General features: G+C 70.9%; 5 protein-coding genes and 1 pseudogene. 3 read left to right on the top strand and 3 right to left on the bottom strand.

Translation table 11 applies throughout. From position 1 onward, the window contains the following. Nucleotides 1-286 precede the first annotated feature (286 nt). Both ABZ808_RS18915 and ABZ808_RS18910 read left to right on the top strand, forming a co-directional pair. Nucleotides 287-1,447 (top strand): hypothetical protein, encoded by a 1,161-nt coding sequence (locus ABZ808_RS18915; RefSeq protein ID WP_357007844.1) that lies wholly within the window; start codon nt 287-289, stop codon nt 1,445-1,447. A gap of 1 nt (nt 1,448) precedes the next feature. Continuing rightward, a complete protein-coding gene (locus tag ABZ808_RS18910) occupies nt 1,449-2,156 on the top strand; it encodes a class F sortase (RefSeq protein WP_357007841.1) in 708 nt (235 codons plus the stop codon). 70 nt (nt 2,157-2,226) lie between these two features. Here ABZ808_RS18910 and ABZ808_RS18905 read toward each other — a convergent pair whose 3' ends face one another. Next, complete coding sequence (locus ABZ808_RS18905) at nt 2,227-7,305, bottom strand: NAD-glutamate dehydrogenase (RefSeq protein ID WP_357007838.1); 5,079 nt, start codon at nt 7,303-7,305, stop codon at nt 2,227-2,229. A gap of 287 nt (nt 7,306-7,592) precedes the next feature. On the opposite strand from ABZ808_RS18905, the gene ABZ808_RS18900 reads away from it, so the two are divergent. Beyond that, complete coding sequence (locus ABZ808_RS18900) at nt 7,593-9,560, top strand: penicillin-binding transpeptidase domain-containing protein (RefSeq protein WP_357007836.1); 1,968 nt, start codon at nt 7,593-7,595, stop codon at nt 9,558-9,560. A gap of 692 nt (nt 9,561-10,252) precedes the next feature. On the opposite strand, the pseudogene ABZ808_RS18895 reads toward ABZ808_RS18900, so the two are convergent. Together ABZ808_RS18895 and ABZ808_RS18890 are read right to left on the bottom strand one after the other, a co-directional pair. Further along, nucleotides 10,253-11,221, bottom strand: a pseudogene (locus ABZ808_RS18895) (arginase family protein); the annotation flags it as partial. Between the two features lie 87 nt (nt 11,222-11,308). Then, entirely contained in the window at nt 11,309-12,232 is a 924-nt protein-coding gene (locus ABZ808_RS18890; protein WP_357007833.1) for a tetratricopeptide repeat protein, read from the bottom strand. Between the last annotated feature and the right edge of the window lie 107 nt (nt 12,233-12,339).

Here is a 12,339-nt window from a genome sequence, read left to right as displayed (position 1 = left end):
ACCCCCGAGCGGGACCGACCGGCACGAGCACAACAGGCTCGGTCCTTACCGGATGAGCACTGGCGGGCAGGCACTGCGGGCGCGGAACACCATGATCGCCCCGGAATGCGGTTGTGCGCCCAAGACGCCCTGCACGCCAATAAAGCCGCGTAGCACTCCTTTGCCGCCTACCAGCAGTAAAGGTCAAAACGCGAATGTTTCCGTTCAAACTTCATGAAACCGTCTAACGTCGGTCTTAGCTCGGCTGTCGCCGGGCTCAGGACAATAGGGATGGAGTACGCAGGTCATGGCTAAGAAGATGCTCGGGAAGGTCGTTGCGGGCGCCGCGCTCGGCGGGGCATCGCTCCTGGTGTTCGCGCCCGGGATCGCGTTCGCCGACGGGCACCACGACGGCGGCAAGCACCGTGATGGCAAGGTCTTTGCCAAGCCGCACGTCGTGAAGGCTGGCGAAGAGGTCAAGCTCCTGGAGATCTGCCCGGATCGGCAGGAGCACGCGTTCGTCTGGTCCAAGGTCACCGGCAAGGTCAAGCTCAAGCCGGTGCGGGACGACCGGGGCGAGGACCGCGGCGAGTGGAACAAGGAGGACGGCTCCTACGACCACGAGGACCGGAACAAGGACGAGCACGGCAAGGACGACAAGGGCAAGAAGGACGAGCACGGCAAGAACGACAAGGACGACAAGGGCAAGGGCCACGAGGGCAAGGACGAGAACGGCAAGGACAAGCCGCAGCCGCCCGTCGACGGTGCCCAGCCCGGTGGCCAGGGCGGCGGCGCTGCTGCCGACGCCCACGGCGACGAGGGCGGCAAGGACAGCAAGGACTGGAAGGGCGAGGAGCACGGCCAGGACGCGGAGAACAGCCGCGACAAGGACTGGGGCTCCAAGGACGAAGGCAAGAAGGACTGGGAGTCCAAGGACGAAGGCAAGAAGGACTGGGAGTCCAAGGACGAAGGCAAGAAGGACTGGGAGTCCAAGGACGAAGGCAAGAAGGACTGGGACTCCAAGGACCACGACGAGTACGGCTCGGACGAGTACGGCTCGGACAAGGGCTGGGAGAACAAGGGCTCCGACGAGTACGGCTCCGACGAGTACGGCTCGGACAAGGGCTGGGAGAACAAGGGCTCCGACGAGTACGGCTCCGACAAGGGCTGGGACTCGAACGGCGACGACCGCGGCAAGGACGGCTGGGAGCGCGAGCGCGAGTTCGTGTACTACGGCGAGGCCAAGGTCGACAAGGACGCCAAGCCGGGTCGCTACGAGCTCAAGGGTTCGTGCGGCGAAGGCGAGCTCGTCGTGCTGCCCCACGGCGGGGTCGACGGTGGTGACGGTGGCGCCAGCACCGGCACCGACCGGGGCCTGGCCACCGGCGGCGCGAGCCTGCTCGGCGCTGCCGCGCTGGGCGGGATCGTTCTGATGCGTCGTCGGCGGACCGATGGTTCCCTCGTCTGACGTGACGATGGCACGGGCCGGCGGCCGTCACGGGAGACCGTGGCGTGCCGCCGGCGCGGCCGTCGTCGTCACCCTGGCCATGATCGGCGCCGGCATGATCGGCGCGGCGCTGAAGACCACGCCCCCTCCCCGCCCCCCGCAGCCGCTGGCCCAGGCCGGCCCAGAGGTCAGCCAATCGGCGGTCACCGGCACCGACGCCGGCCGGCTCGACGACGGAGAGGGCGCCGCGCGGGGGGACGCTCCGGTCGGGCTGGGCCGCTCCGCCCCGACGAGCATCGAGATCCCCCGGATCGGCGTCAACGCGACGATCATGTCGCTCGGCACCAACCCGGACGGCACCGTCCAGGTCCCCCCGTTGGAGCAGGCCGAAAAGGCCGGCTGGTACGAACCGGGCGCGAGCCCCGGCGAGACCGGCAACGCGGTTATCGTCGGCCACGTGGACTCGGCGGTGCTCGGCCCGGCCGTCTTCTTCGACCTCGGCTCCCTCGTCCCGGGAGACACGATCACCGTCCAGCGTGCGGACGGAAAGCCCGCCACCTTCCAGGTCGACTCGGTGAAGTCGTACCCGAAGACGTCCTTCCCCACCGATCTCGTGTACGGGCCGAACGACCGGCCCGGCCTGCGGGTGGTCACCTGCGGCGGTCAGTTCGACGAGACCGTCAAGAGCTACCCGGACAACGTGGTCGCGTTCGCCACCCTGGTGGAGTGACCCGGCGTACGAAAACGGTCCGGCCGGTCGGGGTGACCCGACCGGCCGGACCGCGTCCGGCGTACCCGACTCAGGCGGCGGCGGAGGTCCGCACCAGGGTGCGGATCTGGCGCAGCAGCACGGACAGGGCGGCGAGATCCGCCCGCGACTCGTCGAACTCCCCCATTGCCCTGCGGGCCCGATGGATCGGGGTGGCGTTCGACTGCTCCCACTGCTGCACCCGCTCGTGCGGCGGCAGCTCGTCCGGGGTGGAGTCGAGCACCTCCGCGGTGAGCGCGGCCAGCGCGGCGTACAGGTCGTAGCGCAGCGCCATCCGGGCCAGCGTCTGCCAGCGGTCCTCGCGCGGCAGCAGGGAGATCTTCGACAGCAGCGAGTCCACCCGGAACAGGTCGGAGAGCACGTAGTAGACCGATGCCACCTCGCTCACGTCCCGCCCGCTGCGGGTCGCGGTCTCCACCACGTCCAGCAGGCCGAAGCTGTACATCAGCCGGGTCGCCTGCTCCGCCAGCTCGCGGGGCAGCCCACGCTCGGTCGTCGAGTCGATGTGCGACGCGATGGCCTGCCGCTCGCTGCCGTAGAACAGATCCTCCAGCCCGGGCAGCAGCCGGGCCACCCCGTCGCGCAGCCGGGCGATCTCGGTCGGCACGTCGATCGGCGAGCGACGGTTGGTGACCAACCATCGGACCGCGCGGTCGAGCAGCCGGCGAGTGTCCAGGTAGACGCTGGTCTGCAACTCCGGGGAGATCTTGTTGTCCAGAGCCTCCACCGCGTCCCACAGCTCACGCAGCCCGAACACCTCACGGACAACCACGTACGCCCGGATCACGTCGGCGGCGCTGGCCGCGGTCTCCTCGACAACCCGGAAGACGAACGAGATCCCGCCCCGGTTGATCGACTCGTTGACCAGCACCGTCGTGACGATCTCCCGGCGCAGCCGGTGCCGGCCCATCCGGTCGGCGAACCGCTCGCGCATCGGCGTCGGGAAGTAGTTGACCAGTACGTCGGTCGTCCACTCCTCGTCGGCCAACCCGTCGGCGAGGATCTCCCGTTCCAGGGCGATCTTCACGTACGCCAGCAGCACCGCGAACTCGGGCGCGGTCAGCCCGGACTCGCTGCGCACCGCCAGCTCCTCGTCCGCCGGCAGCGCCTCCAACGCCCGGTCCAGCGCGCCGGAGCGCTCCAGCTCGTTGAGCATCCGGCGGTGCACCGGGAGCAGCGAGGCCGCCTGGGCCTGGGCGTTGTTGATCGCCCGAGCCTGGTCGTAGTTGTCCCGCAGCACCAGCTTGGCGACCTCGTCGGTCATCCCCGCCAGCAGTTCGTCCCGCTCGGCCGTGGTCAGCTCGCCGTCGGCGACCGCCGTGTTCAGCAGGATCTTGATGTTCACCTCGTGGTCGGAGGTGTCCACCCCGGCCGCGTTGTCGATGAAGTCGGTGTAGATCCGGCCACCGGTCAACGCGTACTCGATCCGGCCGAGCTGGGTCCAGCCCAGGTTGCCGCCCTCGCCCGCCACCCGGCAGCGCAGGCTGCGCCCGTCCACCCGGATCGCGTCGTTGGACTTGTCGCCCACCTCGGCGTTGGTCTGAGTGGACGCCTTGACGTACGTGCCGATGCCACCGTTCCAGAACAGGTCCACCGGGGCGGTGACGATCGCCTTCATCAACTCCTGCGGCGACAGGTGCGACACGTCGTCGTCCAGGCCGATCGCCGCGCGGACCTGCGGGGTGATCGGGATGGACTTCGCGGTACGCGGGAAGATGCCACCGCCGGCCGAGATCAGCTCCGGGTTGTACTCCTCCCACGAGGACCGGGGCAGGTCGAAGAGCCGCCGTCGCTCCGCGTACGAGGTGGCCGCGTCCGGTTCGGGGTCGAGGAAGATGTGCCGGTGGTCGAACGCGGCCACCAGCCGGATGTGCTCGGAGAGCAGCATGCCGTTGCCGAACACGTCGCCGGACATGTCACCGACGCCGACCACCGTGAAGTCCTGGGTCTGGGTGTCCAGGCCCAGCTCCCGGAAGTGCCGCTTGACCGACTCCCAGGCGCCCCGGGCGGTGATGCCCATCTTCTTGTGGTCGTAGCCGGCCGAACCGCCGGAGGCGAACGCGTCGCCCATCCAGAAGTTGTGGGTCTTGGAGATCTCGTTGGCGATGTCGGAGAACGTCGCCGTGCCCTTGTCCGCCGCCACCACCAGGTACGGGTCGTCGCCGTCGTGCCGGACCACGTCCTCGGGCGGCACGATCTGCCCGCTGACGATGTTGTCGGTGACGTCCAGCATCGCGCCGACGAACTCCTGGTAGCAGGCGACCGCCTCGTCCCGGTCGCCCGGCTTCTGCTTCAACACGAAGCCGCCCTTGGCGCCCACCGGCACGATCACGGTGTTCTTCACCATCTGCGCCTTGACCAGGCCGAGCACCTCGGTACGGAAGTCCTCCCGACGGTCGGACCAGCGCAACCCGCCCCGGGCCACCGGCCCGAACCGCAGGTGCACACCCTCGAAGCGGGGCGAGTAGACGAAGATCTCGAACTTCGGCCGCGGCGCCGGCAGGTCCGGAATGGCCTGCGGGTCGAGCTTGAACGCCACGTACGCCTTCGGCCGCCCGTCGGCGCGCTTCTGGTAGAAGCTCGTCCGCAGGGTCGCCTCGATCACCGTCAGGTACGAGCGCAGGATCCGATCCTGGTCGAGGCTCGCCACGTCGTCCAGGGCGGCCCGGATCGTCTCCACCAGCTCACCACTGCGCTGCTGACGCTGCTCGGTGCTCTGCGCACCCGGCTCGAACCGGGTCTCGAACAGCTCCACCAACAGCGCGGCGATCTTCGGGTACGCGATGAAGGTCTGCTCCATGTAGTCCTGCGAGAAGACCGTGCCGGCCTGCCGCAGATACTTCGCGTACGCCCGCAGCACCACCACCTGCCGCCACGTCAGCCCGCCGCGCAACACCAGCTCGTTGAACCGGTCCACCTCGGCCTCGCCACGCCAGGCCGCCGCGAACGCGTTCTCCACGTGCGGGCGCACCTCGGACAGCTCGTGGTGGCCCTCGGGCAATCGCAGGCCGAAGTCGTACAGGTAGACCCGACCGTCGATCCGGTCCACCTCGTACGGGTGCTCGTCGACCACCCGCACGCCGAGCGAGTGCAGCACCGGCAGCACGGCGGAGAGCATCATCGGCTCGCCGTACCGGTAGACCTTGAACCGGACGTCCATCGTCTCGGCCAGGTCCGCGCCGGGCACTCGGGTGCCCGGCCGGGGCGCCAACTGCTTACGGAACAGGTGCATCTCCAGCTGGCCGGGCTCCTCCAGCAGCTCCAGCTTGGCCAGGTCCTTCATCGCCTCGTACGGCGTGTGCCCGTCCTTGTAGCCCTCCGGGAACGCGTCGGCGTACCGGGTGAACAGGTGCTTGGCCTGCTCGTCGCCGAGCTTGCGCTCCAGCACCAGCCGGTAGTCGTCGTCCCAGAGCCGGGTGGCATCCGCCAACTCCTCGGCCAGCAGGTCGGCGTCGATGTCACCGGGAGGCCGGGTCGGGTCGGTACGGACGATGAAGTGCACCCGGGCCAGCATCGACTCGGTGACCCGGGTCGTGTAATCCACCCCGACACCGTTCAGCTCGCGCAGCAGGATGTCCTGCATGCGCAGCCGGTTCTGCGTGGTGAACCTGTCCCGGGGAAGGTAGATCAGGCAGGAGATGAACCGCCCGTACGCGTCGCGGCGCAGGAACACCCGCAGCTGCCGGCGACCCGCCATCCGCAGCACGCCGACCACCGCGTGGTACAGGTCGTCGGTCTTGATCTGGAACAGCTCGTCGCGCGGGTACGTCTCCAGGATCTGGAGCAGGTCCTTGCCGGAGTGGCTGCGTTGGCTCAGGCCGGAGCGGTCCAGCACCTCGGCGACCTTGCGGCGCACCACAGGCAGCTCCTGGACGCTGGTCCGGTACGCGGCGGTGGAGAACAGCCCCAGGAAGCGCCGCTCACCGATGACCTCGCCCGCCTCGTTGAAGATCTTGAAGCCGATGTAGTCCAGGTACGCCGAGCGGTGCACGGTGGCCCGCGAGTTGGCCTTGGTGATGATGAGCAGGCGCTTCTCCAGCACCTTCTCGTGCGCCTCGTGCGTCATCGACGCCAGCGACCGGGCCTCCGGCGAGTCCGAGCGCAGGATGCCCAGACCGGTGCCGAGCACCGCCTCCAGCGCCTTGCCGTCGACCGGATCCGAACCATTCGCGCCGGGCGCGTCCACCAGCCGGTACTCGCGGTAGCCCAGGAAGGTGAAGTGGTCGTGGGCAAGCCAGCGCAGCAGCTCCACCGAGTCGGTGATGTCCTTCTCCGGCACCGGCGGGCGGTTGTCGGAGGTACGGGCCGAGGCCAGTTCGTCGGCGAACGCGAGGGCACGCTGACGCATCTTCGGCCAGTCCTCCACGGCCTCCCGCACGTCGGTGAGCACCCGTTGCAGCTCACGACGCAGCCGGTCCCTCTCGGCCGTGTCCCGGACCGGGTCGATCTCGATCCGCATCCAGCTCTCGACGATGTCGCCGGCGATCGCGTCGTCCGGCTCCACGTCCGCGGAGACCTCGGTGAGGCGACCCAGCGGCTCGCGCCGGACCACCACCAGCGGGTGCACCAGCAGGTGCACGTCCAGGTGGTGAGAGTTGAGCAGCGCGGTGACCGAGTCGACCAGGAACGGCATGTCGTCGGTGACGATCTCGACAACGGTGTGGTGCTGGTCAGCGTGCGGCTCGTGGATCCGTAGCTTCAGCTCACCGGGGACCCGCTGCTGGGCCAGGTCCCGGTGTGCCCGGGCCGCGTCCAGCATCTCCTCCGCCGTGAAGCCGACCAGCTCCTCGTCCGGGGCGAACCGCCAGAAACGGCCGACCAAGGTCGCCGCGTCGTGGTCGTCCCCGGCGAGCGCGACAGCCTGGGCCACCAGACGCTCCGCGTTGGGGACCGGCTCGTCGAGCTCGGCGTCCTCCACATCGTCGGCCAACGCCTCGGGCGGCAGGCCCAGATCGTAGATGGTGTCGATACTCGACCCGGTCAGCCCGGTGACTCCCGTTTCGAGCCGGCCGTAGCCGTCCCCGTCGGTAGCCGAATCGAAGCTGTCGTCCCGGCTGGTGTCATCCTGCCGGAGGTCGGGTTCCGGTTTGATCGCCGGACGCCGGTCCATCGGTGCCACTCCCCTCGACCCACCGCGTTGTGGGTCACTCTGCCGCCCAGCCTAGGCCTGTCACTCCGCTCGATCATCGGCGGACCACTGGCCGGACGTCGGATACGGGACTCTGTCCTTTCACCCGTTGCGGGTCCGAGGTTGGCCGGTTGCGGGATACCCCGCCGCGCGATGTTCATCACATGGGCGCGCTCCGTCTTTCGGCACATCGGATGTCACACGGGACGTCTCGGACACCGTTCGCGTACTACCGTGCAGGGCAGCCCGAGACCGGAAGGACCCGCTCCATGACCTTGTCCTACCCCCGGCGCGACCGGCCGAATCGTGCCCGCCGGGTTACCGCCGCACTCACCGCGTCCCTGCTCACCGCCGGTGTCCTGGCGGCCTGCTCGGCCGACGACGGGCCGCAGAGCAGCGTCGACGCCTTCTTCGCCGGCTGGCGCAGCGGCGACCTGCGAGCAGTCGGGGTGGTCGACACGGTCGGTGCCAAGCTGCCCGCCGCCGAGGTGACCCGCGAGATCAAGGAGCTCTCCGGCGAGTTGGCGGCGACCCCGCCCACGCTGACCCGCCGCGGTGACCCGAAGATCACCGCCGACATCGCGACCGTGCCCATCCGGGTGGAGTGGGACCTGCCCGGCGGCACCCGCTGGGCGTACGACCGGGAGCTGCGGCTCGCCCAGGGCGACGACGACCAGTGGCAGGTGATGTGGGAGCCCCGGGTGCTGCACGAGCAGCTCACCAAGGGTGACCGGTTGGGGTTGCGCCGCGACACCGGCCCCCGCGCCGGGCTGCTGGATGCGGCCGGGCAGCCGATCGTGTCGCCCCGTCCGGTGGTCCGGGTGGGTGTGCAGCCGAGCGAGGTCACCGACATCAAGAAGCTGGCCAAGGATCTCGACGCGGGCTTCAGGGCGATCCGTCCGGCCCTGGTCCCCGCCGTCGACCTGACCGATCTGCCCGCCCGGGTGGCCAAGGCCGACCCGGGCGCCTTCGTCGAGGTGGTGACCCTGCGCGAGGAGGCGTACCGGCAGATCAAGTCCCGGATCTACGACCTGCCCGCCACCAAGTTCCAGTCCGACAAGGTCGACCTGGCGCCGACCCGGGAGTTCGCCCGCGCGCTGCTCGGTTCGGTCGACCCCGCGCAGGCCGACGACCTCGCCGCGCACCCCGACCGGTACGCCGTCGGTGACCTGGTCGGGCACGGTGGTCTCCAGGGCCGCTACGACGAGCGGCTGCGTGGCGTCCCCGGCCTGACCGTCGTGGTCGAGCGGCCCGCCGAGGACGGCAAGCTGGCGCCCACCGGCACCGAACTGTTCCGCCGGGAGCCGCAGCCCGGTCAGGCGCTGAAGACCACCCTGGACGTGGCCGCCCAGAACGCGGCCGACGGGGCGCTGCGCGCCGAGTCACGGCGGGCCGCGTTGGTAGCGGTACGGATCAGTGACGGCGCGGTGCTCGCCGCCGCGAACGGCCCCGGGCCGGCCGGGGAGAACCTGGCCTTCACCGCCCAGGTGCCGCCGGGCTCCACGTTCAAGATGGTCAGCGCGCTGGGCCTGCTGGACCGGGGCGCGGTCACCCTGGACGGGCCGGTGGAGTGCAAGAAGACCTTCACCGTCGACGGCCGGTCCTTCAAGAATTCAGACAACTTCGAGCTGGGCTCAGTGCCGTTCCGTACCGATTTCGCCAAGTCCTGCAACACGGCGTTCGCCTCGCTGGCCCCGAAGCTCGGCGGCGACGGCCTGGCCGCCGCCGGCCGCTCGCTGGGCCTGGAGGCACCGTGGGACCTCGGCGCGGACGCCTTCACCGGCAAGGTGTCGACCGGTGGCAGCCTCGCCGAGCAGGCAGCCGCCTCGTTCGGTCAGGGCACCACGCTGGTCAGCCCGCTGGCCATGGCCGGCGCCACCGCGGCCGTCGCCCGGGGCCGGTTCGAGCAGCCGAAGCTTCTGCTCGACCCCGCGCCGGCCAAACCTGCCCCGGCCGGCGAGCAGCTCAAGCCCGAGTCGGTCGAGGCGCTGCGCACGATGATGCGCGAGGTGGTCACCGCCGGCACCGGCAGCGCGCTCAAGGACGTGCCGGGTGGCGAGGTGTACGGCAAGACCGGCACCGCCGAGTACGACGACAACCCGGCCCACACGCACGCCTGGTTCGTCGGCTGGCGGGGAGATGTCGCGTTCGCCGTCTTCGTGGAGAAGGGCGGCGCCAGCACCTCCTCAGCCGTCCCGATCGCCGAGCGCTTCCTCCGCGCACTGCCCGCCACCTGAGCACGGCGCGGGCTGATCGACTCCAGGTCGGCGATGTGGGGGTGTCCAGTCAGCTGGACACCCCCACATCGGCGATACGGAGTGGATCACCGCCTGGGCGGCCCGCCGGAGGGTCAGGCGGTGTCGGTGTCGGGACGGTTTCGGTCTGCTGGGGACGGCCGCCGCAGCAGACCTGGGCCGGCCGACGCGGGTGGACCGACCGGTTCCGGCTCGACCGGAGAGCCGGAGTCGGCCCGCGCGACGCCGGAGGACCCGGAATCGGCCTGCGTAACGTTGGCCGGGCCGGAGCCGGCCAGCTCAGCGCCAGCAAGGCCCGGCCGGGCCGGGCCGGAGCCGGCCAGCTCAGCGCCAGCGCGGCCGTTCTGCTCGACCTGCTCACTGGCGGCTGCGGCTTGACCGGGGCTGAACGACTCGACGTCGGAGCGCGGGCCGGCGGTGGCGAGTTCACCGCCGGAGAACACGGCCTCGGCAGGGCCACCACCGGAGGAGAGGCCACCTCCCGAGGGCTCGGCGGCGGGCGTACCGGCACCGGTTGACGAGTCGCGCGAGGCGGCGTCGGCGAGCAACGCCAGGCCGCCGACCACGCCGCGTGGTCCGTCGCGGCGGCCGGTCTGCTCGACCCGCGCGGAACGGTCAGAGCGTGCAGACCGCTCGGCGGAGCCCTCGGAGCGGCCGTCCCCGGAACGGCTGTTGGCGCGCCGGGGAGTGGGGGTCGGCCGGGACGACAGCAGCCGGGGTGGCAGCGCCTCCGGGGCGGTGACCGGGGTGAGCCCGGCGACCACCGTGTTGACGATCTCGGCGGCGTACGACCCGTCCGGGTCGTAGTCAGGGTCGAAGACGGTCAGCTCGACGCCGAGGCAGTGTGGGGTGTCGACCAGGCCGGCGAGGAGGATCTCCAGCTCGGCGAAGGCGATCCCGCCCGGGTCCGGTGCATCCACGGCGGGCATCACCGCAGGGTCGAGCACGTCGACGTCGATGTGCACCCAGTAGCCCGCGCAGTCGGCGAGTTGCTCGTGCGCCCACTGTGCCGTCCGGGCGGCACCCTCGGCGCGCAGCGCCGGCACCGGCCGGGTGATGATGCCCGCGGCCTGGAGGTCGAGCCGGTATTCGTCCTGCGCCCGGATGCCGAGCACCACCACGTCGATGTCGCGGAAGTAGGGTCGGCGGCCCTCCAGCGCGGCCAGGTCGGCCTGCCCGCGCCCGGTGACCAGGGCCAGGTCTTCGCCGGCCGCCGCGCCCACGTAGGAGGCGTTGCCGGGGTGCCGGAAGTCGGAGTGCCCGTCCACGAAGACCAGCCCGATGCGGCCGCCGACGGCCTCACCGAGGCGGTGCATGGCGAGCGCGGAGCCGAGCAGCACCGAGCAGTCGCCGCCCAGCACGACGGGGAACTCGCCCCGGTCGATGATCGAGCCGATCCGCTCGGCGAGGGCCAGCGAGTAGTTGGCGATCTCCCGGGCGTGGCACACACCGTCGCCGGGCCGCCAGTCACCCGGGTCGTACCGAGGTGGGGTGATGCAGCCGGCGTCGCGGGCGCGCAGCCGGGCCAGCAGGTCGTGGTCGCGCAGCGCGCCGGGCGCCTTGGCGCAGCCCGGGACGGAGGTGGGCGTCGGCGGACGCAGGCCGAGGTTTGTCGGCGCGTCGAGGACGGCGATCCGGCGCATCGTGAGCTCCCGTCCCCGGTGGTCGGGCGGGCCGGCGGATCGCCGGCCCGCACTGGCGTACTACGAACTCATAACCGTGCGTGGAACTCAGAACAGGGCGCTGGCCAGGGCTCGGCGGGCCGAGGCGACCGCCGGGTCGTCCGGGCCGGCGATGGAGAACAGGGACACGAGGTGCTGGCGCACCGTCTCGCGATCCTCACCAGCGGTGCGTCGGACGAGACCGACGAGTCGGGCGTACGCCTGCTCGGCCAGGCCGCTGAGCACCTCGATGTCGGCAGCGAGCAGTTGCGCCGCGACGTCGTCGGGGGCGCTCTCGGCGGCGGCCAGCGCGGCGGCGGGGTCCGCGCCGGCCACCCGGCGGGCCACCCCGACCTGGGCCAGCCCCGCCGTGGCGGCGGCGTCCGCCGGTGCGTCAGCAAGGATCTTCCGGTACGCCTGCTCGGCAGCGTCCAGGTCACCACTCATCAGGGCGTCGTCCGCCTCGTCGAGACGCGGGTCCTCCGGCTCGGCGACGGCCACGCCACCGGCCTTGAGCACGGCCTGGAGCCACTGGCGGAGCTGAGGCTCGGGCACCACGCCGGAGAACGCGTCGATCGGCTGGCCGCCGACCACCGCGTAGACCATGGGGATGCCCTGGACCCGGAACATCTGGGCGATCCGTGGGTTTTCCTGCACGTCGACCCGGGCGAGCACCCAGGCGCCGCCGCTCTCGGCGGCCAGCCGTTCCAGCACGGGGGCGAACTCGTCGCTCTCCGGGTAACCTGCCGCGCCGAAGAAGACGATGACGGGCATGGCCATCGACCGTTCGAGCACCTCGGACTGGATGGTCGCCTCGGTGACGTCGACGATGAGGGCGTTGCCGCCGGCTGCCTGTGCGCCGGGGGTGCTGGCGGAGGGGCCGCCCTGCGGGGGTGTGCCGGGGCGAGTACTGGCTGGTGCGGGGCCGCGCAGCGTGCTGAGGTCGACCGCGCCGCGGGTGAAGATCGACGAGGTGATCCGTGGGTCGCTCATGGTTACCTAGTCTCGCACGTGCGCCGACGATCTCAGCTCACCCGCAACCCCGACGTTGCAACTCTCACGCCCCCACCCCCACCCCCGCGATCTTGCACTTTCGGTCC

This window comes from Micromonospora sp. NPDC047527 (assembly GCF_040643015.1).
Classification (GTDB): domain Bacteria; phylum Actinomycetota; class Actinomycetes; order Mycobacteriales; family Micromonosporaceae; genus Micromonospora.
This window is presented reverse-complemented; position numbering and strand designations above follow the sequence as displayed.